Annotated in this window: 18 protein-coding genes and 1 tRNA gene; 10 read left to right on the top strand and 9 right to left on the bottom strand. The window is 55.5% G+C overall.

The features are described from left to right. The first annotated feature begins 568 nt into the window (after positions 1-568). The 3 genes from ACR1XV_RS15120 to ACR1XV_RS15130 all read left to right on the top strand — a co-directional run bounded on the left by ACR1XV_RS15120 (position 569) and on the right by ACR1XV_RS15130 (position 4002). The gene (locus ACR1XV_RS15120) at positions 569-2158 is read left to right on the top strand and encodes a sensor histidine kinase (protein WP_480532754.1); all 1590 of its coding nucleotides are present in this window, start codon (positions 569-571) and stop codon (positions 2156-2158) included. A gap of 16 nt (positions 2159-2174) precedes the next feature. Next, complete coding sequence (locus ACR1XV_RS15125; protein ID WP_480532756.1) at positions 2175-3362, top strand: hypothetical protein; 1188 nt, start codon at positions 2175-2177, stop codon at positions 3360-3362. A 514-nt stretch (positions 3363-3876) separates the two neighbouring features. Continuing rightward, positions 3877-4002 carry a hypothetical protein gene (locus ACR1XV_RS15130; RefSeq protein ID WP_480532758.1) on the top strand — a complete coding sequence of 42 codons (126 nt, stop codon included), beginning with the start codon at positions 3877-3879 and terminating at the stop codon, positions 4000-4002. A gap of 443 nt (positions 4003-4445) precedes the next feature. Here ACR1XV_RS15130 and ACR1XV_RS15135 read toward each other — a convergent pair whose 3' ends face one another. The 6 genes from ACR1XV_RS15135 to ACR1XV_RS15160 all read right to left on the bottom strand — a co-directional run bounded on the left by ACR1XV_RS15135 (position 4446) and on the right by ACR1XV_RS15160 (position 14416). Beyond that, positions 4446-5504, bottom strand: coding sequence for an IS110 family RNA-guided transposase (locus tag ACR1XV_RS15135; RefSeq protein WP_480532760.1), 1059 nt, complete (start codon positions 5502-5504; stop codon positions 4446-4448). Positions 5505-5718: 214 nt separating this feature from the next. Then, positions 5719-9567 (bottom strand): hypothetical protein, encoded by a 3849-nt coding sequence (locus tag ACR1XV_RS15140; RefSeq protein ID WP_480532762.1) that lies wholly within the window; start codon positions 9565-9567, stop codon positions 5719-5721. A 124-nt stretch (positions 9568-9691) separates the two neighbouring features. Further along, on the bottom strand, positions 9692-11863 hold the full coding sequence (locus ACR1XV_RS15145; protein WP_480532764.1) for a KAP family P-loop NTPase fold protein: 2172 nt from the start codon (positions 11861-11863) through the stop codon (positions 9692-9694). Positions 11864-11938: 75 nt separating this feature from the next. After that, entirely contained in the window at positions 11939-13303 is a 1365-nt protein-coding gene (locus ACR1XV_RS15150; RefSeq protein WP_480532766.1) for a hypothetical protein, read from the bottom strand. Positions 13304-13875: 572 nt separating this feature from the next. Beyond that, positions 13876-13951 (bottom strand) — tRNA-Ala (locus ACR1XV_RS15155). Between the two features lie 138 nt (positions 13952-14089). Further along, entirely contained in the window at positions 14090-14416 is a 327-nt protein-coding gene (locus ACR1XV_RS15160) for a TIGR02300 family protein (protein WP_480532768.1), read from the bottom strand. Between the two features lie 100 nt (positions 14417-14516). Between ACR1XV_RS15160 and ACR1XV_RS15165 the strand changes: the two genes are divergently transcribed. The 3 genes from ACR1XV_RS15165 (at position 14517) to ACR1XV_RS15175 (ending at position 17130) form a co-directional block, all read left to right on the top strand. Then, positions 14517-15209: a M48 family metallopeptidase gene (locus tag ACR1XV_RS15165; RefSeq protein WP_480532770.1), complete on the top strand. Its 693-nt coding sequence runs from the start codon at positions 14517-14519 to the stop codon at positions 15207-15209. Positions 15210-15239: 30 nt separating this feature from the next. After that, positions 15240-15887, top strand: a complete 648-nt coding sequence (locus ACR1XV_RS15170; RefSeq protein WP_480532772.1) for a GntR family transcriptional regulator — start codon at positions 15240-15242, stop codon at positions 15885-15887. A 112-nt stretch (positions 15888-15999) separates the two neighbouring features. After that, positions 16000-17130, top strand: coding sequence for a lytic murein transglycosylase (locus tag ACR1XV_RS15175; protein ID WP_480532774.1), 1131 nt, complete (start codon positions 16000-16002; stop codon positions 17128-17130). A gap of 4 nt (positions 17131-17134) precedes the next feature. On the opposite strand, the gene ACR1XV_RS15180 is transcribed toward ACR1XV_RS15175, so the two are convergent. Next, the gene (locus ACR1XV_RS15180; protein ID WP_480532776.1) at positions 17135-18097 is read right to left on the bottom strand and encodes an acetyl-CoA carboxylase carboxyltransferase subunit alpha; all 963 of its coding nucleotides are present in this window, start codon (positions 18095-18097) and stop codon (positions 17135-17137) included. A 123-nt stretch (positions 18098-18220) separates the two neighbouring features. Between ACR1XV_RS15180 and ACR1XV_RS15185 the strand changes: the two genes are divergently transcribed. Next, positions 18221-19054, top strand: a complete 834-nt coding sequence (locus ACR1XV_RS15185; protein WP_480532778.1) for an AraC family transcriptional regulator — start codon at positions 18221-18223, stop codon at positions 19052-19054. A 1-nt stretch (position 19055) separates the two neighbouring features. Here ACR1XV_RS15185 and ACR1XV_RS15190 read toward each other — a convergent pair whose 3' ends face one another. Continuing rightward, positions 19056-19649, bottom strand: a complete 594-nt coding sequence (locus ACR1XV_RS15190; protein WP_480532780.1) for a LysE family translocator — start codon at positions 19647-19649, stop codon at positions 19056-19058. Between the two features lie 72 nt (positions 19650-19721). Between ACR1XV_RS15190 and ACR1XV_RS15195 the strand changes: the two genes are divergently transcribed. Continuing rightward, positions 19722-20174, top strand: a complete 453-nt coding sequence (locus ACR1XV_RS15195) for an Lrp/AsnC family transcriptional regulator (protein WP_480532782.1) — start codon at positions 19722-19724, stop codon at positions 20172-20174. 109 nt (positions 20175-20283) lie between these two features. Further along, positions 20284-20862 (top strand): PA14 domain-containing protein, encoded by a 579-nt coding sequence (locus ACR1XV_RS15200; protein ID WP_480532784.1) that lies wholly within the window; start codon positions 20284-20286, stop codon positions 20860-20862. 49 nt (positions 20863-20911) lie between these two features. Here ACR1XV_RS15200 and ACR1XV_RS15205 read toward each other — a convergent pair whose 3' ends face one another. Then, positions 20912-21874: an L-malyl-CoA/beta-methylmalyl-CoA lyase gene (locus ACR1XV_RS15205; protein ID WP_480532786.1), complete on the bottom strand. Its 963-nt coding sequence runs from the start codon at positions 21872-21874 to the stop codon at positions 20912-20914. 294 nt (positions 21875-22168) lie between these two features. On the opposite strand from ACR1XV_RS15205, the gene dgcN reads away from it, so the two are divergent. Next, complete coding sequence (gene dgcN, locus ACR1XV_RS15210) at positions 22169-23170, top strand: N-acetyltransferase DgcN (protein WP_480532788.1); 1002 nt, start codon at positions 22169-22171, stop codon at positions 23168-23170. Positions 23171-23175 lie beyond the last annotated feature (5 nt).

Genomic DNA, 23175 nt, shown 5'->3' on the forward strand with positions numbered 1-23175 from the left:
GAATTGAGAGCGGATCTAAATTGAGTTCGGTATAGCAGAAGCCAGAACTCTGCTCCTTGTTTGTACTTTCTCTCGGTCTCGAGGTCGAAACAAAAGGTAGGCTTTTTACCAATCAGGACTTCTTGTGCTCGCGCAGTTTCGAGTCCTACCAGTTGAGCGACATGGCAAAATGCGCACATGAGAGCTAACGCAATTCAGGCAATAGGGGCTACATTTTTACCAATTTTTGGAGCCATGTGGTAGCCTCGGTAGTCACTCACCGCTAGCCGTTCCACTGGCAAGCACCGCAGTTAGAGTGCAAGGCAATCCTCTAGGGCATTGTAGACCCTAAACTGTCGATACGGGGCGTGCTGCGAAATTTTGGGTGAAGATGGGGTGGGAGAGTTGAGCCCTTTCTTGCTATTAGTGGTACTTTCGGCGTTCGCAAATGCAGCGTGACGCGAACTGCGCAAAACGGACCTTCCCAGGCGCTTTAGAGATGGCGGTGGTGCGGGACAATGCGGATACAGCAATGGTTGTCGCACATAGTCCTCCGGCCTAGACTTAGGCCATTCTAAGGGAGGCGCAATTGAAGAAAAATGCACTAGGAACTATGGCAGCGGACTTTCGTCGCTACATGACCTTGTTGTCATCTCATTTCGATCTCGATGCTATAGGTTTGACAATTGTCGTACAAGAAGGAACTCAAAACGCTGGAGATCCGGACAGCATTTACTTGGCCAAAAAAGGCACACCAGATGCGCTCGCCGCAAGTGCTCAGCGCCTTATTGAGAAACACTTAAAAGATGGTGTTTCACTTGAGTTACCAGATAATGTGGAAGCAATTGAGTTAACGGGTAACTTCAGAAACCGAGTGGGGTATATTTGGCTAGTTGGCCGAATTTTTCCACTCCAAGAACATATAATAGACTTCGCAAACGACGTCACTCGCACAATGGAGAATTCGAAAAAATCTGAATTCCACCTGAATTTTTTTCGAAGTATGAGCAACCCGCACGGTGACATCGTAGAAAATGTTATAGCTGAAACAATCTCAGCAGGGCTTTACTGCAACAAGGTAATCGCATGGGAGAAAAAGAATGATCGGCTCGTTTCAGTAAACCACAAAGGCTATGGTCTCGCCGTTGGGGATAGCCTAGCGACAACGGTGTTGAATGAGCTTCAATCGGTTACCGTCGATGATCTCAAAACTGAAAGTAGGAACGTAACTTACAAGCAAGAGTTACTTAGGGAAGGACTAAGGTCATTCTTCCTTTTCCCAGTCCTCAGTGACAACAATGAAGACGCCAGTGGTGTGATCGGCGTGTTTTACAAGCGTCCCCACGGAACGACCGACATCGACAAATTTCTATGCGAATTTGTGATACGCTACTATGAAAACATTTGGAAGCTTGAGAAGAGGAACTTAGAGCTAACAGGGATCGCGGTAGAATCTGTCGAAGCTCGCGCTTTTCACGATAGCGCAGTTAGAACTCTGGTTGATCTTCACGAGTTAAAGGCAAATTTTCTATCGGTGGCGCAGTCATTCTCTGACGCTAGAGTGTATGGCCACAACAATGAAAACTTGCAGAAGTCGCTCAAGTCGGCTGGCACATATTTAGAAAGGTCAAAGAGGCGGCTTCTAAAACACCAGGACTCATTTGTGATGGCTAATGAGTACATCGAGCTGATTTACGCTCGCGAACGAGATGACACCGAAAAGTTCAACCTTAAGTCTGTTGTCGAAACAGAGATACAAGCCCACATCGAAGAAGCGGAAGATCTTGGCTTTTATGCCTCGGTAAAATTCGATCTCAACAAACGGATGTATCGAACGAACAAAGAAGATGTGCTCTCCATTTGCAATAATTTCATGCGGAACTCGATCCAATCTCTAAGGCAAAAATCCAATAGAGCCCAGAAGAACCAAATCAAGTTGACCATCAAGGACGTTGGGCCTGAACTCGTATTCGTGTGCGAAGACAACGGCGTCGGTGTTCCAGATGAACATCTAGAGAAGGTTTTTCAGGTTCACTTCACAACCAGTGGCGATGTGGGTGGTCAAGGTCTAGGGCTGGCAATTATTCACGCAATATGCTTAAAGCATGGGAACATTCCGGTGGTGGATTCCGAATGGGGCAAGTATGCAGAATTCACCGCGAAAGTAAGAAGCTATTAATTTAAGGGTTTTCGAGGTGAAGCTGCTTTGGATTGAGGATCACGCTGAAGGGTTCCGCGAACTGATCTCGCGCCTAAAAGCCCAAGGTATAAGGCTTTTCTTTGCTTCGACAGAAGATGAAGTCCGGAACGCTGACCTCGATGAGTATGACAACTTTATTGTTGACAATAAAATCGGAAAAAACTCTCGGCTTGGCCAATCAGTAGTTGATCGCCTGAAAAACAAGAAAAACAAGCGAACGCTCTTTCATACGGCCTACCTTCCCCCCAAAGTGCGGGCGAGGCAGGTCATCGTAGACGCTCGGAGAAACAATGCTGTTGGTTTCTTGGAGAAAGATCTTCCTGATTTCGACAGAATTGGCGAGTTCTGGGATGATCTTAGCCAAAAGATAGGCAATTTTTTTACTAGCGACGATCCAAGGGACTCGCTGCAAGATATTGCTGAAGATCAGAACGAATTCGAACGCATATCGCAAATGTCGCTCGATGAATTCGAAGTTGAGCTCAAAAGCGTTGGCGAACAAAATCGACAGGCTATTTCTAGCGCCTTCGAAGAAGGCGCGGTAATGGTCATCGTTTCCTCAGATGACGATAGGGAAGTTGAAATATTTACCGATAATGACCACTTGCCAGATGCCAATGAGTTGGTTTCGAAGTACGGCAGCGAGGGCATTTTTCCATACGTTTTCAGGTCGGATTTCCGTTTTGATGATCTTGATTGCCATAGTGCCAATCGGAAAGATAGAGTGCGCGACTATCCTCACGCGGTTCTCGTGTTTGGGGATCAAGAGTGTCCTATCCACTTCGATACTGGCGCAGACACTTCTATATTTAGTGAGGCGTTCGTAAACGAAGTTGGGAACGCTCGCATCGTCAACCCTGTTCCATTTGGCCTGTGGCTTCATCGTACCGAGCACGTTGCAAAGGAAATTGCCCTAACTTCGGTATTAAAGAACCCTGAGAGAGTACAGGGAGAGAAGGGCCCTGGACATTCCGTGGATGTACCAGGTTTGATCGTGAGTTCGTGGACAACATCTGATCTGCAAATTCGGTGCTCATCAACCTGTCAAAACCCGACTGGTGATAGAGATATGTGCGTTTATCGTTCGCGGGGCCTGCTTGGTCGCGATCTTTATGTAAAAAATCATCTTCGGGTTACGTTGTCCTCGAGTGACTCCAGAATCGAAGTGGCTGAGGACAACTAATGTTTGTTTGGTTTGTGCCAATTGGAATCTTGGGGTTCTGGCTGTACGAGTATGATAATGGACGCAGGAACCGAGTTGCAGGTGAAGTCTTGTCCGGTGAGATACGCTCTTCGAAGCAGTTCAAGTTCCTTGTCTTCCCATTAGCTTCGGTTTTGGTGGGAGTGTTTGCAAGCTTCGTTTGTACACCTTCAGATACCACGATAGTTCCATTGAATTTTGAGGTTCCGACAGCTCGGCCCGCCGCAATGGCATTCGCAGTTGGTTTCGCAACCATTCCTGTCCTCAAGACAATCAAGGCTCCAAAGTGGCTTGGTTTTGGTGTCGAGGATCTAAATTTGTCCGAGCGAAAGCCCGTTACGCTGGGTACTGTTGTTAGGGTCTGGTGGAATTCATAGAGGGAGCCTCGACACCCACAGTTGTGTTTTCGAACACTATCAGGAATAATCTAATTCTGGCTCTATACATTTTAGGTTCTGACGGGTGGTGACCTCGTGGGATCTTGTAGGCGTGCTCTATGAAGAAGAGCAACAACAAGGGCGTCTACGGGACAGAAAATCCGCCGAGTAATCTGGGCGTTCAGACAGGTATCTACAATGAAGCGGTCTTTGCCATAAAGTCGGGAAAATTGCGCGACGCGTGAGTTGTCCTGCCGATTCTCGCCGCGTAGCGCCCGAATGGCTGCTATTCCCTGCGCAGTACAGCATTCGAGTCTATGCATTTGCAGTGAATTTCGCGCTGGGAGTGCACGCAGCACAAAAAAGCGATGACCGGGTCGGGCTCGTAGCGGACTTCGGAGGCGTTGCAGCATAAGCCCCTGCCTCGCTTGCCACGACCCAGCCATCGGCCCAAATGTATGTACCGGCTGCTGTTCGCAAATGATTTTTCGCATGTTCTCGGAAGTCGCTCATATGTATCCGGCCTACTGATCGACACGCGGGTCGTGGCCTTGTTGGGGTTACGCTCGCACCGTGATCTCATTAGCGGACAGGTCGATGATGACCTAATGGGCCGTCAGACTCTGGGGGCGTAGTTTTTCCGTTCCATGCTTTCGATCTATCGCGAACTCCTTTGGGCTGTTTCGGCTTAGACGCCGACAGCAACCTCATCTCTCTGGGCGTCGAACGCCGTTTTGTATCTCAGTATACTCCAAGCCATGCGCGCCAGTTTATTGGCAAGGGCGACGGCGGCCTTGTTTCGATGCATGCGCTCTGAAGCACGAACCAACCAATTGCCGAAGCTGAAGTCTGGCCAACGATGTGGCCGCATCATGATGATCTTAGCCGCCTGAACGAACAGCATCCTCAGATATCTGCTGCCGCGCTTCGATATGCGTCCGAGAACCGTTCGTCCCCCGGTGCTGTATTGCCGGGGAACCAGACCCACCCAGGCCGCAAAGTCACGTCCGCGATCAAAGGCCTCGCCTTCACCAATCGCCGCGACCATTGCCGTTGAGATCATTGGACCAATGCCCGGCACTGTCATGACGTTGACGCAATTCTCTTCGGTTCGGCTGATTTCTTCAATCTCGGCGGATATTTTCTCGATCCGATCATCCATCCACATCCAGTCGCCGTAGAGGCCAATTAGGATCGACCGCATCCGTGGCGATATCTCGTCTTTGCGCTCTTCAAGGATCGTCTCGAACGAGTTTTTCAGAGCGCGCAGCCCCTTCCGTACCGTGATGCCCTGCTCAATCAGGAAGGCGCGGATCTGATTGATGGTCGCCGTCCGGCGCGACACCAAGCGCGATCTGACACGGTGCAATGCCTGCAGGTCGAGCTGATCCTGGCTCTTCTCGGAAACCGTTTGCAGATTCGGTCGAAGCGCGGCTTCAGCGATTGCCTCTGCATCGTTGTAGTCATTCTTCTGTCCCTTGCTGAACGGCTTCACGTAAATCGCCGGAATGATCCGGGGCTCGAAGCCCAACTCTCGCAGTGTCCGGCTGACAAAATGCGCGCTCAAGCACGCCTCCATGCCCACGACACAGCGCGGCAGCCTGTCGAATGTCGCGACCAACGCAAGACGCTTGATCTGTTTGCGCAAAACCCGCTGTCCCAACGGATCGAAACCCACGATGTGGAATGTGTCTTTGCCAATATCGATGCCGATCGACATCAGCTCATCAAAGTCGTTCTTTGCCATGCTACTTCTCCAGTTTGCAGAAATAGGCAGAGCCTAACCTGCTGGGTGAAGCAGCCGGTACATCCCATTAGCGAACGTTCGATTGGGCTCTCATATACTGCACTTGCATCCCGCATAGCTGCCGTTTGCTGAAAGTGCAGAATGTGGAGTTGGTCAGCCACCTGTGATGAGCAGCTATCAAAAGGGTTTAGCCAGTTTCCGTGTATTGAAAGCGCTATTCAAAAGTCTGTTCTCTGGCTTCGTCCCGTTGCCGCTCACTTCTCCGAATAAGCTCAACACGTTCATGTGCCTTGCCTGCAACTACCTTAGCAGCTCCTGCGATTTCCGCGTCAGCATGCGAAGCTAAAGCAAGAATAGCATCTGCTCTTGGTTGCATTTTATCTGCTTGAGTGCCTGACCACCCGTTGCGAGGTTCCAATCGGTTGGCAAAGCCGTTCAAAACACTGCGCGGATCGGGAGCGGCTTCCAAGAACCTCATAGCAGCGTCAGTCAAAACTACGGTACCAGCTTCTTCGTCATTTTGCCATAGTTCGAGACTAGAGCCAACTACCGACCAAATGCTATTGTCTTCTTGTCTCTCACACCAAGAGATGAGCGCGCGGACATCAACGTGGGCAAGAGGCAAGTGGTCCATGCCGCCAGTTTCAATGAAGAAGCGTCGCCGTTCGCGTGTTTCTTCGTCACCGGCAAATACACGATTAAGAAAATCGTTTAGCATCTCAACGACAGTTTTCCTAATTGCCCCTTCGAAGGCGTGAAGATTGCCATGTCTTTCATCAACGATCTTGAAGATGGCGTCGAGCCAGGCATTTTTCTCCATTTCATTGCCTTCGAACCTAAGTGCGGCCGGAACAACGCACTCCATCCGATGATCAGTCGATCCGCCTGGGTCGTTGTGATCTCTGAGCATACGCTGGGTTGCGGCAACCAACCCAAGGCGCCGTAGTTCACGTCCCAGTGTATCCAATTGGCTATCTGCACCATGGAGTTTCATCATCAGCCCGTCCAACAAGACGTCATCGCCGTTTGGCTTCGCAAGAAGACGCTTCGCGACTTCAATGATCCGGTGACTGGGAAGGGCCGCGTAAGTATCCTGCCATAGGATATCTCCGTACATCCACCCGTTTACATTTGGATATTCTAGCACGGCCAGACATCGTTCAAGATCTCTTTCATCAAATTTCCTGGCAGGATGTAGCCCCACTATGACCTGACAAAGGAGGCGGTGGTCTGCACACTGGTCCAACAGCCGTTGCGCCAGTTTTGGATCGACGCTATCAACCTCTTCGAGGAATCCACAAAGGACCGAATAATTGAAGTTTTCAGTTTCCTGGGCTTCAAGATGAGCGACAAGGCTTTGCCATGTCTCCTGCAATTCGGCGGCGCCCTTTGCAAGACCGCGACCGAAAGCTGCTCTGTTCGGCATCCAATCTGTCTGGAAAAGCGCCGGACCTAGAACTGCTAGGCCGTTTTCCGAATGTGCGAAGTCTTGACCCAACAGAAGGGCTTTGGCTTGAAGTCGCTCTTCTGCTTTTGAGTACTTGTTTGGGTCATCGTGATCAAATTCTTCGTCTAGAGCCCAGTTGTTTCTGCCTTTATCTAAGACGTATGTCTTGATCTTTGGCAACAAATCGTGCGGTTCGAGATCGGCTTCCAGTGCCATCAGGCTGTTCGGGATCGGTTTTGGATCTGAATTCTCTTTCTTGTAGTCAAAGTAGATGGTCGAGCGGATCGCCCCCCAACCTTCCGCCCAAGGCTCTTTGGCATGAAGTGCTCTTGCAGCATTAACTAGGTCATTGTGTATCGCTTGTTGGCGCCATAGACCACGGAACTTTTGTGCAAGAGTGGACCTCGCTGAGTCGACTATGCCCGAGTCGTTGCCAGTTCCCAACCGAACAGCAATATCAATGAATGCTCTGCGCCAAGACGCGAGTTGATTGTAGTTTGGTCTATATCCGTAGTCTCTTGGCCTGGCGCCGAAGTCGTTAAAGCCCAACCCATTCCAGTGGGAACCTTCTAGGGCTCTAGACAGCATTCTTAGCCCTAACGACCGCCGCAACGGCTCTTCGGAATGGATGCACTCCTCCAGCAGACCTACCCGTTGTTCCAAGGTCGCATGTGTTCCAGACAGATATGCTTGGTAGAACCTAATGATTTTTTCTCTGATGGAATCGTAGCTTGTTGCCTCATCCTCGAAGTCAGCGGCTCGGATAAGAAGCCTTACGCAGCGGTCAAAGGCTATGGGCTCGTATGCCATGGATTGCAACAAGTTCAATATAGTGGCTCTGCGCGGACTATGGATAGGCTCAAGACCTTGAAAATCGGGCGCTTCTATCTCCGCCTGTATTCTGTCCAGCAGCAGGTCTGGCGCGACTGGACCGATGTAGTCCAGTATCTTCGATCCGTTTTCATCGAGATCCGACACGCGCCCTAAAAACCCGTCCGGTTGAAGCCATGCCACTACAATTTCTCTTGCCACTGGGTGATCGTGCAGCAGGCCAAGCCTGTGAGCGAAGGACATAAGCAGCCGACTGTTGCCGGGCGCTTCAAACGTCGTTCTCAGGGTCTCTACAGGGATACTCTCCAGCGCCGAATGGGCCAATCGATTAGCAACGGCATGGGGCAGGATTGCCCTCCAATGCGCTCTCTTCTGCACAACATGGCGTTCTGCAAGCTTCTTCACCGCTCGAAACAACTGCGCCTTGGAATGGCCTGAAATCGAGCCCAAGATATCCAGTTCATTCTGACCAACCTCTGGATCAACCACAGAGAACGAATACACCAGCGCCAGCGTTTCAGCCTGCTCGCGGAGGTCTCCATCTTGCCCTTTCCGCTGTTGGAAGAGTCGATCGAACAATTCAGAATCCGAAAGCTTGGCAAGGCTCTCACGTTGTTCAACCTGCTCTGCGATGGCTAATGCTACTCTGGCATTGCCATCAGCGAACTCAGCTACCCTTCGTGCGTTTCCTTGGCCGATCGCCGGAAATCGCCGCAAAAGAAGTCCCTCGGCAACATCTGGTCCGTGGGCCTCGATATGGATAACTTCTGTGGTCTGAGGCTTGTCGTCTCTAATGTCATATTCAACTGTGATCAGGCTGACATGACCGCTTGCAGCCGACGCCTTGCTTGCCAGTATCGAATGCAGTTCGGGTGGGCAGTTGTCGAGGATCATCACGGCCCGACGCTCTTCAGCAATCAGCCGACCCAGCATTGCAGATGCTGAGGGATCAGGGTCTTGTCCAGTATCGACATAGATGGCAATCGTTCGGTCGAGAGGGTCAGAACCGACATTCTCGTCAAAGAGCGCTTGAACAATTCTTGTCTTTCCTACACCGGAAAGACCTGTGATGCGGATTGCCTTAGTTGATGTGCGGATGAGCCGGCGCATTGGCTCAATGGCGTCTTCGATCGAGAGCTTCTGACCCCGTTCTGTTGGCACATGCACCGTAACGCCTGGGGCAGAGATGAGCGTGTCTTCTGATCCTTTCGGTGGGTTGCTCCAAGCTCCATAAGGTTGCCAGCCCGAATAGCCCTGGCCGAGTTTGCCTTTCACCCAAAGCAAGACTGATGGATGCTGTCGTAACCACTGGACCAATTTGGAACGGTCGAAGAAGTCGAGGTGGATGTTGTCTTTGTTTGGGTCACTCGCAACAGCCGACCGCATCGCATCAAGGCGATCTTTCTTCATCGGAGGCGAACAATCGTCAGCTAGACTCACAATGATGTAGCTACCGCCAATCTGAGATTGGTGTGAGATGGTTGGATTTAGGTTTCCGCCCTTCAACATCTCTCCTAAGATGGCCGACTTCGGCATCGGGTCCTTCTTAGACTGGAGTATCGTATCTGGGCGAACAAGGAAGCCCGTATCCAATTCTGGTGCGTTTACCTGCACTTGGATGTCGATGCCCTCGTCAGGGGCTTTGATGGAGCCCGACCAACTGACATTCGCGGGGCTATGGCCGTGCACTGCAACTTCAGCCTCGGCAAGCCGTGCAATCAACTCTTCCAGAAGAGTGTCGGACAGCCGAAGTAAGTCGTCCTTTTCAATGTCAAAAATAGCCATTTCAGCGCTCCCATACAACAAGTGGCGAAATAGCATGTTGCAATATCAACATCTAGTGGTGCAAGCGAAGAGCGAACGACTAGAACAACAGGCTCATCTGCGGACTTGAAAGCCCCTAGTGCTATCAATCCTCCCCAGCGTCTTGTCTTTTCCATGCATCCAGGAAGCGTCTGATAGAGGATTTTTTCCCGTCATCAAGGTTCTCGTTCTGAAGAGCTTCGGCTAACCGTACTTGGAGCACACTCATATCCAAGATCCGGTCGATACCATCGATTTGGGCGCGATCATTCTCGCGATGCACCAAGTCGCCAGGTGCGCCTCCGAAGCCCCCCATTCCGTGGCTGTAAGACTTGCCCAAAAACGCAGACGCAAGTTGGCAGAGCTTTATGTCGTCTTGCATAGCCCTCGCCGTGAAAGCCATCACTTCGTCAGAGCCATCTGGTTGCAATCGATCCCAGTCGAAGAGCAATCGGGCAGGCCTCGTTGCCGACAGCAAAGTGCCATCGTTTGCAGCTGAGCGAAGCATATCCAATGACCGTCCTTGAAGCTTTTCTGCGACGTGCTCAGTCGTGATTTTTTCTGCTTCTGGCGAAAGGTCACGATCAGGGTTGCTCGGGTGATAGTCTTCCCAGGCAGAATTACTGAAATCCAGGTGCCATTGCAGTGGCGCGTTTTGCATCGCTCTCTCAAGAATACCTGACCGCACATCCAAAGTAGTTCGATCCCTCAGGATTGAACGTAGCAACCAGTGCAATCGAAATCTATTGTCCCCAAATCCGAATCCCCGCTCCTCATCTTGTGTGACGAACAATTCATCGGCGATACCAAACAAAGCGGTCAGGAGTTTTTCTGCTTGTTCGAAGGAAATGTTGGGGCCATGAGTGGTCAACTCATCAAGAATATAGGAGGCTTTGGTTCGCCCCTCGGCTTGAGTGATCGCAATTGCCTCCCGAACACGATCCTGAATTTCTTCAACTGTTCGCGCGTCATCAAGGAGGTAGTCAAGTTCTGCCTTTGGTATCGTCTTGGGGGAGACAGAAAATCGGAAGTAGGTGTCAAAGTGCTCGGTAGAACAAACCCGCCTATGACGGGCCCATTCCCTGGTGCCGGAATACGACATGTTCGCGAAGACATTTTGCAACTGAGGGAACAGTCTCATGAGGGCTTCCCGAAGTTGCACAAGGTCAGCCTCAGGCTCACTTCCGAGAAGCATTGATGTGTATTGTGCAGAGCGGGCATCACGCTGGTCATACCTATCGTTCTGACCAGCGTTCAGGATGGCTGATTTGTTCTGTCTTATTGCCCTGTAGACCGCTGGCCGGAATACGCGCAGAGTTTCAAGACTGACAAAGTCCGGTAAAAATACATCTGACTTGATGGGAGTGATCGTGATCGAAAGCGTGTTCGCCAACCGCAACACATCCCTTGGTGTCTTTAACTCCGGCACCACGATGGAATGGAACAAATTACCAAACTCGGCTGGATCAATTTCAGGTAGATCAGCAGCCAACCCATCCAGCACCTCACCCATCATGACGTTCAGATGTGATTGATCGGGTTGAGGAAGCTCGAACCCCGCCTGGATGATCTTCTCAAGGTAATGCGCACCTTCAGACGGAAACCGACGTGCAACAGCCTGCTCAGTGGTCTCGCGGTCGTAGGCCAAGAGATACATAACGTTTGGAAGTCGTCCTACTGACTTGACCAACCGGAAGATGACCAGCGCCTCCTCCGGCGAAAGGCGATCCAGATCATCAATAACGACGAGGAACTTCTTCCCTGCTTCATGAAGGGCGTCTGCTAGGGTTGCCTGTAGGTCCTCCGCAGTTTCACCCTGCTCTATGAAGCCACCGATAGCGTCTAGGGTTGCAGTCGTTGCTTTCTCTCCCAACGGCCCTGCAAACAAGCCCACAGCCATACCCGCAAGGCTGCTTGCGCCTGCAAGGTTCGCTCCCAACTTGCGAAGGGCTCCAGCGGCCTTTGTCTGGTCCGAAAGGACGGGTGAGAGCCCAGCATAGAGTTCCTTGAAGAAACCCACGGCCAGGGCGTCTTCGGTTCTATACATCCACGCTGGAAAGTTGATCACATCAAGTTCGGGTGCATCATTCGCAAGATGGTGCCAGACGAGATTGATAACGCTGCTCTTCCCAGAGCCCCAAGGGCCATAGATCGCCACGACGCTGCCAAGCGGGTTCTCGACACTACGAATGCAATCGCTGATGGCACTAGCGAATGGGTCAAACCCAAATCGATCTTTGTCGGGGGTGTTGATTGGAACATCGTCAAAGTTACTCATGACATATCTCGTGTTGTTGTGCCCCACAGAGGATGGCCATTCTCAGAAAAACGGAGGCCGTGCTTTGACTGATGCTCATCGAGATACTGTCAGGAAGACTTCAAAGCCCCTGTCGCTCGGATACCGTTCACCCCAAGCCCTTATTGTCGTCCCATCGATGGTCATTTCGTCTTCAAACACTTGAGAATTTGGAATTAGTGAATCAATTGCGATGTCACCGTGCCCGATAGCTTTTTCGCAAAGTAATGCACCGATCACTTTGAGCTTTTGGATTGCTTCTCTGCTGTCGAAACCATCCATGAACTTCCCGGTCAGTTTGAGCGTGGTAACGACGCCTTCTTGTCCCTCGATGTAGAAGACAGCCTTGTTCGGAAGGATATGGTTATCAAGCTCGACATATTCTGAACTAGCCCAGTATTCATCGTGGCCCTTGTGGTAGTCGTTTGTTCTCAATCCCTGCTCTCTAAGGAAGTCTCTGGCTTCGAAAGGGCTCCAACCTAGCCTTTGGTCCACGGTCGGTGGGTTTTCCTCGTTTCGTTCGTAGTCCAGAATATCGGCGATGATCCGGTCCACATCTGCATTGGTTTTTGCAGGGAGTGTATGGAATTGGCGTGTTGCCCGCTGCAGAAGCCAGGGACGCAGCGGGAAGATCAGAAAGAAGCGTTTACGTGCAAACCCTTTGAGGTCGTCAGACTGAAAGGTCTTTTGATCAATCTGAATGCGGGCTTGCTCAAGATGCGAGTAGCAAAACATTAGATAGAACAATGGTATGCTTCCGATGGTCAGCACGATCGGGAGAACGAAATTGCGACCTGTATCAGTCGTGAAGAAGATATCTGGCTGTGACCAAATCGATGACACTGAGTTCCAGACTAAGACGATGGCAAAGGCAGCCAGGATGAACTCCAGAAGGACCATCGCTTTCGCGTATTCTGGTTTTGTGCCCGCGAAAGCCAGAATAGCTGCCAAGAAGAAGAGAACAGGGGTTAGAAGCAACTCGGTCGTCAGACTGAAAGTGTAGGCAACCACGATAAATTCAAAGATACCGCCGAGCCTCAAACTGCTCCGAAACAGGTTGCGGAAATACTGATCATCTTCCTTCGATTGCAACGCTCGACCGGCAAAAACGCTGCCGCCCATTACAAACCACAAAACAGTGGGTGGCACCTGGGTCTTTGACCACAACCCGACTTCTGCCAACAGCCAGCACAGTGCGACGACATTGAGAGCAACAATGCCGAAGAACAGCAACAGCTTTGGGGCAATCAGCGCCTTGGCGACGCTCCAGAGGCTCCTTCGGAGATCTTCCCTAGTTAAACAAAACAAAAGGCCAAGGATGATCCACAGGCCAATCGCTATTTCACGATTGTTGAAGGCTTGCCGCAACCAGGTGAGAAACTGTTCGATATTGATATCCCTTGAACTCGCAAAGTGAGGCATTCGACGGCGCAGCAACTACAGCCCGCGTCCTGGTTGGATGAGTTCTTTCGCCGGGGCAAGTTGCGGACAGGGAAGGAGTCGAATGTCCGGTTCCATCCCCGTCAACTTAAGCTCTTCGCACGCGCAGCTAATGTCCGCAACCCGCCCTCCCAACAGGTAAATTCGCACTCACAGCACGATTTTGGCGACCGCAGCGAAAGGCAGCTCTGTGGCCATGTCGCTATAATACTCAACTTTCTAAGTGGTGCTTCTGGGCTTATCGACCTTATTTCAGGGAGCAATCTATGACCACGCCGCTTTCATAACCTACGATAGGCGCTAACGACTTGAGCATTGCGAACTTTCAGAGGTTCCGCGCGTATTCATGTCGATGCACAGCGTATCTAGCGCAAAATCAACAAAAATCTCGCAGTTCTCAACTTCAACGAGCCACTTCGCGCCGGTCAATACTGCCGGACGGAATGTATGCAGAGTTGGATCGCGTACTGGATACAAAAGGTCGCGTCAGCCAGAAAATGGAAGAAACACGCGAATTAACGGAAGAACTATGGCGAATTTTCCAGTCAGGGATTTGGTGGAGCCTAGGGGAGTCGAACCCCTGACCTCTTGCATGCCATGCAAGCGCTCTCCCAACTGAGCTAAGGCCCCATGCAGGTACCGCCGCAGCGGTGGACGGACGTTTATGAGACGCCGCAGGTGAGTTCAAGCCCAAAAAGCGGAAACGGTGAAAAAGTTTGCCGCCGACCCGGGCAGGAAACGAGGCGGCAGAGGCCGCCTCTGGTCCGGTCAGTTTTCGTCTTCCGACGACATATCCTTGATGTCGTCCAGCGAGACGTTGTCGCCGTCATCGTCATCGTCGTCCAGCAGATCATCGTCCAACTCGACATCGACATTATCGTCATCGTCCAGCACGATATCCTCGTCCGAGGACGCCTCGCGCGCTTTGACCGAGGCCGCATCTTCCGCATCAGCAGCGATCATCCGGCTTTTGCCGGTTTCCAGTTCCACGACCTCACCCGTGTAGGGGCTGACGATCGGGTCCTTGTTCAGGTCGTAAAAGCGTTTGCCGGTGGTCGGGCAGACACGCTTTACGCCCCATTCTTCCTTGGGCATATCAAATCCCCTTGATATCAGGTGAATCTCAACAATGATTCAGGTCACCTGCCACATGCGGCAGGCACTGTCAAAGCCTTTGCGCGAAGGAGATCGGCCCATGGGGCGACACGCATTGCCGGGACGGCCTCCGGTGCCGCTGACATTGCGCAAATCGGCGCGCGCGCGGCGGATCAGTTTGCGGATTTCCCAACTGGACGGGCGGGTTACGCTGACCTACCCGACCGGTGTCGCCGAGGCCGAGGCGCTGAGTTTCGCGCAACAGAAAGAAGACTGGATCAGGGGGCACCTGCAGGACCGGCCCGAAGCGGCCACCGTCCAGTTCGGGCAATCCATTCCCGTTGAAGGCACTGACCGGCGAATCGTTCCCGCCAAGGGGCGTCGGGTCGAGCTGAGGGCCGATGAAATCGCCGTGCCCGAAGGGGCAGAGGCCCGCCGCCTTGCCCGTTTCCTGAAAGAGCTGGCCCGGGATCGGCTGACCGGGGCCTGCGATGATTATGCCACCATACTGGGCCGTCCCTACAGTACCCTGACCCTGCGGGACACACGCTCGCGCTGGGGGTCGTGCAGTTCGGCGGGGGGGCTGATGTTTTCCTGGCGGCTGATCCTGGCACCTCCCGACGTGCTGCATTACGTGGCCGCCCATGAGGTGGCCCATCTGGCCGAAATGAACCACTCCCCCGCCTTCTGGGCGCAGGTCGAGCGGATCTATGGCCCTTACAAGACGCCGCGCCGCTGGCTGCGGGACAACGGCATCCATCTGCACCGCTACCGGTTCGAGGCAAGCGGTTGACCTGCGCGGGATTTGTGATCACATAAACCCATGCTGACCCCACGCACCGCCGACTCGCACACCGCCACCCATGATCGCGTCTATCGCGCGCTGCGCTCGCGCATCATGCATGGCGAGATCGCGCCCGGTCAGGCGCTGACCCTGCGCGGGATCGGCAAGGAATTCGGTGTCTCGATGACACCTGCGCGCGAAACGGTCCGGCGGCTGGCGGCCGAGGGCGCGCTGTTTCTGTCCACCTCGGGGCGGGTGTCGACGCCGGAACTCAGCCGCGACCGGATCGAGGAACTGGCGGCGCTGCGGGCGCTGCTTGAGGTCGAACTGGCCAGTCGCGCCCTGCCGCGCGCGCATATCGCGCTGATCGACCGGTTGCAGAGCATCAACATGAGCGTCGCCGAGATGGTCACCAAGCGCGATGCGGTGGGCTATATCCGCGCCAATCTGGAATTTCACCGCACCCTGTACCTGCGCGCGCAAGCTCCGGCGATGCTGGCCATGGCCGAAACCGTCTGGCTGCAGCTTGGGCCGACGATGCGGGCGCTTTACGGGCGGCTGCGGCGCACCGAACCGCCGCATCACCACCGTCTGATCATTGCCGCGCTCAAGGCCGGGGACGAGCCCGGTTTGCGGCTGGCGGTGCGGTCGGATGTGACGCAGGGGCTGCGGCTACTGGTGACCTGAGCGGCTTATCGCCCACCCTTCTGTTCTGTTGATTTCGCACGCGGCACTTCTGGCCTGAACGGCCGGGCTGAGCTATCCTGAGGGCAAATCACAACAAGAGCAGATTTCAGTCATGATCAATCGTCGAACCTTTTCCGCCGGGCTTGGGGCAAGCCTTCTGGCCGCCTGTTCCGGCGGCGGCACTCCGGCCAGCGCGCCCGCGTCGCGGATGCGCCCGGTGCCCAACGCAGGTTGGGACGCGTGGGTTGCCAGCTTCAAGGGCCGCGCCGCGTCTCAGGGTATTTCGCAGACCACGCTTACCCGCGCCTTTCAGGGCGCAGGCTATCTGCCCGAGGTGATCGAGCGCGACCGCAATCAGGTCGAATTCAAACGCTCGCTCGAGGATTATCTGGCCATTGCCGCCTCGGATGAGCGGATCAGCACCGGCAAGCAGATGATGGTGCGCCATGCGGGCACCCTGTCGCAGATCGAGGCGCAGTATGGCGTCGACAAAGAGGTGGTCGTTGCCGTCTGGGGGCTGGAAAGCCGCTATGGCGCGCGGCGCGGGGATGTTCCGGTGATCTCGGCCACATCGACGCTGGCCTATGACGGGCGGCGCGGGGCGTTTTTTGAAAAGCAATTGGTGGCGGCGCTTAAGATCATTCAGGAGGGCGACACGAGCCCGGCCAACATGACCGGCAGTTGGGCCGGGGCGATGGGGCATACGCAGTTCATCCCGACCTCGTATCTGGCCTATGCGGTGGATTTCACCGGCGACGGGCGGCGCGATATCTGGTCCGAGGATCCGGCGGATTCGCTGGCGTCAACGGCGGCCTATCTGGCGCGCGCCGGTTGGGTGCGCGGGCAACCTTGGGGGGGCGAGGCCGGTACGGTCAGCGGCACGCCGGTCGCCGTGCTCCAGCCGCAGACGCCCGGGCCGCGCATTGCCGTGTTCCGCAACTTTCAGGTGATCAAGCGCTATAACAACTCGGACAGCTATGCGATTGGTGTCGGCCACCTGTCGGACCGGATTGCCGGGGGCGCGCCGTTTCAGGCCTCGTTCGGGCCGGATGAGAACGGGCTGACGCTGGAGGATCGCAAGGAATTGCAGCGCCGCCTGACCGCCGCCGGGTATGACACGCAAGGCGCGGACGGGGTGATCGGCAAGAAATCCGAGGCCGCGATCAGCGGCTATCAGCGCGCCAATGGCATGGCCGTGACCGGCACGCCATCGGTTGACTTGCTGCGGCGTCTGGGCGGCTGACGGCTCAGGCCGCCAGACCCTTCGAGCCGATATCGAGGAATTTCTGACGGCGGTCCTTGATCAGGGCCGCCGCATCCTTGCCGTCCAGCTCTTTCAGCATGGCGGCGATGGCTGCGCGCACCGACTCGACGGTTGCGGGGCGGTCACGATGGGCCCCGCCCTTGGGTTCGGTGATGATCCGGTCACAGACGCCCAGTTTATAGAGGTCTTGCGCGGTCAGACGGAGCGCCTCGGCCGCTTCGCGCATCTTCTCGGCATCTTTCCACAGGATCGAGGCGCAGCCCTCCGGCGAGATCACAGAATAGACCGAATGCTCCAGCATCGCGACGCGGTTTGCGGTTGCGAATGCCACCGCACCGCCCGAGCCGCCTTCACCGATGATGACCGAGACCAGAGGCACCCCGATCTTCAGGCACATCTCGGTCGACCGCGCGATCGCCTCGGACTGGCCGCGTTCCTCGGCCCCTTTACCGGGATAGGCCCCGGCGGTGTCGATCAGGGTGATCACGGGCAGGCCAAAGCGACCCGCCATTTCCATCAGGCGCACAGCTTTGCGATAGCCCTCGGGGCGGGCCATGCCGAAGTTGCGTTCGATCCGCGATTTGGTGTCGCTGCCTTTTTCATGGCCGATCACCATCACCGGCTGGTCGTTGAACCGTGCCAGACCGCCGATCACCGCCAGATCGTCGGCAAAGTTCCGGTCCCCGGCCAGAGGCGTAAATTCGGTGAACAGCGCATCGACATAATCGTTGCAATGGGGGCGTTCGGGGTGGCGCGCCACCTGACATTTCCGCCAGGGGGTCAGATCGGCATACAGCTCGTCCAGCAGCTTGGCGGCCTTGGCGTCCAGCGCGGCGGCCTCTTCGGCCACGTCCATCTCTTCATTGGCACGGGCCAGCGCGCGCAGCTCTTCGGCTTTGCCTTCGATCTCGGCCAGCGGTTTTTCGAAATCCAGATACTGGGTCATGACGCCTCTCAACGCGGAAGTTCCCTGCTATATGACCAAAGGTCGCCCGGGATGCAACTCAGCAAGATTTGTGGATGGGAGATATGCACCCTGAGAGGGGCAAGGAAGACGGAAGGGATACCGATGGCCACCAGTTATGAAGATCGCGTGTTGCGCGTGCTGGCCTATATCTATGATCACCCGGCGGGCGATCTGTCTCTGGACACGCTGGCCGATGTGGCCGCCCTGTCGCGGTTTCACTGGCATCGGGTGTTTCGCGCCCTGACCGGCGAGACCTGCGCGCAGACAGTGCGCCGGATCAGGCTGCACCGGGCGGCGTGCTGGCTGGTGCAGTCGGACAGGCCCCTGGCGCAAGTGGCCACCGATGTCGGCTATCCCAACCTGAACTCTTTCGCGCGGGCCTTTGCCGAAGCCTATGGCAAAAGCCCCGCCGCCTTTCGCAGCGCGGGTCAGTTTCTGCCCGCCAATCCAAAGTTCAAAACCGGAGGATATCCCATGCATCCCGTCACCACACGAACAGAACCCACCCGTCGCGTCGTCGCCCTGCCGCATACCGGCCCCTATGCCGAAATCGGCAAAAGCTTCGAGGCGTTCGGGGCCTTGTGCGAATCCCGCAAATTGTGGCCTGAGGTCGGGCCGGTGATCGGCCTGTATTTCGACAGCCCCGACGACGTGCCCGCAGACCAGTTGCGCAGCTATGCCGGGGCCGAGTACCGGGGCGAGGCCACGCCCGACGGCATGGAGGACCTGACCATCCCGGGCGGCAAGACCGCCGTGCTGACCTACAAGGGGCCTTATGCGGGGCTTGAGGCAGCCTATCACAGCCTTTTTGGCAACTGGCTGCCCGCATCGGGCGAGGAACCGGCGGATCAGCCGTGTTATGAGATCTACCTCAACGATCCGCGCGATACCGCGCCCGAGGACTTGTTGACCGAAATCTGCCTGCCGCTGAAGTAATTCAGGGCCACAGCACCGGATAGAGCGAGGCCACCAGCAGCCCTGCCATTGTCCAGTTGAACACCAGCAACCGGCGCGGGTTTGTCAGGACCCGCGCCATCTGCTGACCCAAAGCCGTCCAGACGCTGACCGAGGGCAGATTGATCGCGCCAAAGATCAGCGCGACGGTGGCAATGGCCGTCATGGTATGGCCCGGCATATAGGCCGTGGTCGCAGTCAGCGCCATCGCCCAGGCCTTGGGGTTGACCCATTGAAACGCCGCCGCCTGCAGGAAGGTCATGGGTTTGCCCGTCGTATCGCCGTCGCGCGCGGGCGCGGCATGGGCGATCTTCCATGCCAGATACAGCAGATACAGGACCGAGGCGATCTTGAGCAGCGTATAGCTGACCGGGAACCGGTTGAAGACCTGCACCAGCCCGGCCCCCACCAGCAGCACCATGAAGGTAAACCCAAGCCCGATCCCCAGCATATGCGGCACCGTCCGGCGAAATCCGAAATTCGCCCCCGAGGCCATCAGCATCAGGTTATTCGGCCCCGGCGTGATCGACGAGACAAAGGCGAAGGTGATCAGGGCCAACAGGATATCGTAGGTCATGGGCGGACTATCCCGCTGAATCCCGAAAATGAAATTGCGTTTTTGTGCAGGATATCCGATTTTCAGCAACACATGACTAAGATCGACGCCCTAAACCGCCAGATATTGCGCGAACTGTCCCGCGACGGGCGGATCAGCAATCTGGATCTGGCCGAACGGATCGGCCTGTCTCCGTCCGCCTGCCTGCGCCGGGTGCAGGAGTTGGAGCGGGCGGGCGTGATCTCGGGCTATCGGGCGGTGCTGAACCCGGCGGCCCTGGGCGTGGGGTTTGTGGCCTATATCGGCGTGGGGCTGGGCGAGCATACCAAGGCGGCGCAGGAGGGGTTCGAAAAGGCGCTGCAACAGGCCCCCGAGGTGGTGGAGTGCCACAACATCACCGGCACCATCGAGTATCTGCTGCGCGTCGAATGCGCCGATCTGCCCAGCTATAAGACCTTTCACACCGAGGTGCTGGGCACCCTGCCCCATGTGACCTCGATCACGTCATATGTGGTGATGGGATCACCCAAGGACATGCGCGCCTGAGCGCCGGATTGTGAAGGCCAACCATCTTGCGAGGTCAGTTTTCACCGCCTAGTGTCATATCAACGAGGTCGCCAGCCGGGGAAACCTGCACAAACTTGGGGAGATGACCATGAAAATTCTACAGACCGGAGCGTTTGTGGCTGCTTTGGCGATGATTGCCAGCGGCAGCATAGCGGCACCGCTGAAATTGCAGCCCGCCAACCCACAACCCAGCCCCAAGGCCGGGCTGGACGTTAAGTACTTTGCTACAGGCAATCAACACAAGAAGATTCGCGATCTAAACCAGGCAAAAAAACTTCTTTCCAAAGCGCAGCCTGGAAAACCATTGCGGGGATTGGATTATGCCGACACCTATAAGGGTGAGGATGTCATGACATCCGACGAAGCTTATAACGTTGCTGCCGAGGTAACGGGCTATATGCGCTTCGACTCACCCGGTGTTTATGATCTCGAAACTTGGTCGAATGACGGGATAGAAGCTTGGGTTGGCGGCCAAGAGATAGGCCGCGTCAGTGGTATTCAGGGGTGTGAAGCCAATCAACGCACCGAGGTCGAAGTGCCAAAGGCTGGCTGGTACCCATTGAAGATTGTTTATTTTCAAAAATTGGGAACCTCGTGCCTGATGATGAAATCGGGTAAGAAGGGTGAACGTTTCACCTGGACCCCAAACGATGTGTTCGGTCGCTGATCTGGTGATCTGATCCAAAGGAGGCGCCCTTTCGGGCGCCGCTTTATTTTCAGCCTCCGGCTGCGATCAGTTCCGACTGCGCCACGATCACCTCGGCCTGTTTGATCGAGGCGATATCGACCAGACGACCTTTATAGACCGCTGCGCCTTCGCCATTGGCCTTGGCCTGCTCCATCGCGGCGAGGATTTCGCGTGCCTCGCACACCGCCTCGTCCGAGGGGGTGAAGACCTGATTGGCCAGCGCGATCTGTTTGGGATGGATCGCCCATTTACCGACCATGCCCAGCGTCGCCGAGCGTCGGGCTTGCGCGATATAGCCCTCATCATCCGAGAAATCGCCGAACGGCCCGTCCACCGGCAGCACGCCATGGGTGCGGCAGGCGGCAACGATGGCGGCCTGCGCCCAGTGCCACGGGTCGGACCAGTGTTTCTGCCCGTCGCGCAGCATGTAGTAGTTTTCCTGCGTGCCGCCGATGCCTGTTGTCTGCATCCCCATCGATGCCGCGAAATCTGCGGCCCCGAGGCTCATGGCTTGCAGCCGGGGGGATGCGGCCGCGATCTCTTCCACATGGGCGATACCGGCGGCGGATTCGATGATGACCTCGAACGAGACCGGCTTGGTCCGGCCCTTGGCCTGTTCGATCGCAGTGACCAGCGCATCGACCGCATAGACATCCGCCGCGCAGCCGACCTTGGGGATCATGATCTGATCCAGCCGGTCGCCCGCCTGTTCCAGCAAATCCACCACGTCGCGGTACCAGAAGGGCGAATCCAGACCGTTGATCCGCACCGAGAGATGCTTGTTGCCCCAGTCGACGGTATTGATCGCTTCGATCACGTGGGCCCGCGCGGCGTCCTTGTCCGTGGGGGCCACCGAATCCTCGAGGTCGAGATTGATCACATCCGCCGCAGAGGCAGCCATCTTGGGAAACAGTTTCGGGTTCGAGCCGGGGCCGAACAACTGACAGCGGTTGGGCCGTGCCGGGGCGGCAGGTTGGATACGGAAACTCATCTGGACCTCGCGTGAGTAATGAAATTGCGCCTTCTCATGGTGATGGGATATTAAATTGCGCACATGCGCGCAAGCGGGATTGTGCAGATGCGGCAATGCGCATGCAGCACAGACAGGTGGAGAGCCATAGATGCTGCTTAAAGTTTGATCAGTTTAAAAACCTCGAACATTCTCCTGCATTTTCTGCCATGCGCGCAATATTTTTGCGTCATTGCTCGTATTGCAGAGAGAATTCGAGAAACGCTCGTCAAATCGGTTCTCTAGCTTGGAGCGGAAGCGAAGGAGTGCTGCGCGATGATCGAGACACCATACCTGTTGTTTTTGGGGGATGCGCCTGACCAGCTGGCTGCCAAGGTTGCGGTGGGCATCAGGGACTGGCGGCCCGAGAATGCCGTGGGGCAGTACCGCATGGACGGCTGCAAGGCCGATCTTGGTCTGAAAGACATGGACCTTGTCGAAGCGCGCAAAGCCGGGGCCAAGACGCTGGTCATTGGTGTGGCCAACCGGGGCGGCGTGATCAGCCAGGAGTGGAAGAAGGTTCTGGTCATGGCGCTGGAAGAGGGCTTTGATCTGGCCTCGGGCCTGCACAACCTGCTGCGCGATGAACCCGATCTGGTCGCTGTGGCCGAGGCCACCGGGCGCAAGCTGCATGATGTGCGGGTGCCAGAGGTCGACTATCCGATTGCGAATGGAGTCAAACGGACCGGCAAGCGGTGTCTTGCTGTGGGCACGGATTGCTCGGTCGGCAAGATGTATACGGCCATGGCGATGGATGCCGAGATGCGCAAGCGCGGCATGAAATCCACCTTCCGGGCCACCGGCCAGACCGGCATTCTGATTACAGGCGACGGGGTACCCCTGGATGCGGTTGTTGCGGATTTCATGGCCGGGTCGGTGGAATGGCTGACCCCGGACAATGACGACGATCACTGGGACCTGATCGAGGGTCAGGGGTCACTGTTTCACGTCTCTTATTCGGGCGTGACCATGGCGCTGATCCATGGGGGCCAGCCCGACGCGTTGATCCTGTCGCATGAGCCCACGCGCACGCATATGCGGGGTCTGCCGGGATATCAGCAGCCCTCGCTGGAGGCGTTGCGCGATATGGCACTGACATTGGCGCGGGTCGCCAATCCGGATTGTCAGGTTGTGGGCGTGTCGGTGAATACCCAGCATATGAGCGAAGAAGACGCCGTGGCATATCTTGCGCAGATCGAGACCGATATGGGCCTGCCTGCAACTGACCCGTTCCGCTTTGGCTCGGGCAAGCTGGTCGACGCGCTGGCTGCGATATGATTTGA

This window comes from Ruegeria sp. AD2(2025), from assembly GCF_056542385.1.

What these genes read in the sequence shown, in the direction of transcription:
- dgcN (WP_480532788.1), top strand. Translation starts at nt 22,169, where the DNA reads ATGATCGAGACACCATACCTGTTGTTTTTGGGGGATGCGCCTGACCAG.
- ACR1XV_RS15130 (WP_480532758.1), top strand. Translation starts at nt 3,877, where the DNA reads ATGAAGAAGAGCAACAACAAGGGCGTCTACGGGACAGAAAATCCGCCG.
- ACR1XV_RS15200 (WP_480532784.1), top strand. Translation starts at nt 20,284, where the DNA reads ATGAAAATTCTACAGACCGGAGCGTTTGTGGCTGCTTTGGCGATGATT.
- ACR1XV_RS15135 (WP_480532760.1), bottom strand. Translation starts at nt 5,504, where the DNA reads ATGGCAAAGAACGACTTTGATGAGCTGATGTCGATCGGCATCGATATT.
- ACR1XV_RS15145 (WP_480532764.1), bottom strand. Translation starts at nt 11,863, where the DNA reads ATGAGTAACTTTGACGATGTTCCAATCAACACCCCCGACAAAGATCGA.
- ACR1XV_RS15195 (WP_480532782.1), top strand. Translation starts at nt 19,722, where the DNA reads ATGACTAAGATCGACGCCCTAAACCGCCAGATATTGCGCGAACTGTCC.
- ACR1XV_RS15170 (WP_480532772.1), top strand. Translation starts at nt 15,240, where the DNA reads ATGCTGACCCCACGCACCGCCGACTCGCACACCGCCACCCATGATCGC.
- ACR1XV_RS15205 (WP_480532786.1), bottom strand. Translation starts at nt 21,874, where the DNA reads ATGAGTTTCCGTATCCAACCTGCCGCCCCGGCACGGCCCAACCGCTGT.
- ACR1XV_RS15160 (WP_480532768.1), bottom strand. Translation starts at nt 14,416, where the DNA reads ATGCCCAAGGAAGAATGGGGCGTAAAGCGTGTCTGCCCGACCACCGGC.
- ACR1XV_RS15190 (WP_480532780.1), bottom strand. Translation starts at nt 19,649, where the DNA reads ATGACCTACGATATCCTGTTGGCCCTGATCACCTTCGCCTTTGTCTCG.
- ACR1XV_RS15185 (WP_480532778.1), top strand. Translation starts at nt 18,221, where the DNA reads ATGGCCACCAGTTATGAAGATCGCGTGTTGCGCGTGCTGGCCTATATC.
- ACR1XV_RS15180 (WP_480532776.1), bottom strand. Translation starts at nt 18,097, where the DNA reads ATGACCCAGTATCTGGATTTCGAAAAACCGCTGGCCGAGATCGAAGGC.
- ACR1XV_RS15140 (WP_480532762.1), bottom strand. Translation starts at nt 9,567, where the DNA reads ATGGCTATTTTTGACATTGAAAAGGACGACTTACTTCGGCTGTCCGAC.
- ACR1XV_RS15175 (WP_480532774.1), top strand. Translation starts at nt 16,000, where the DNA reads ATGATCAATCGTCGAACCTTTTCCGCCGGGCTTGGGGCAAGCCTTCTG.
- ACR1XV_RS15150 (WP_480532766.1), bottom strand. Translation starts at nt 13,303, where the DNA reads ATGCCTCACTTTGCGAGTTCAAGGGATATCAATATCGAACAGTTTCTC.
- ACR1XV_RS15165 (WP_480532770.1), top strand. Translation starts at nt 14,517, where the DNA reads ATGGGGCGACACGCATTGCCGGGACGGCCTCCGGTGCCGCTGACATTG.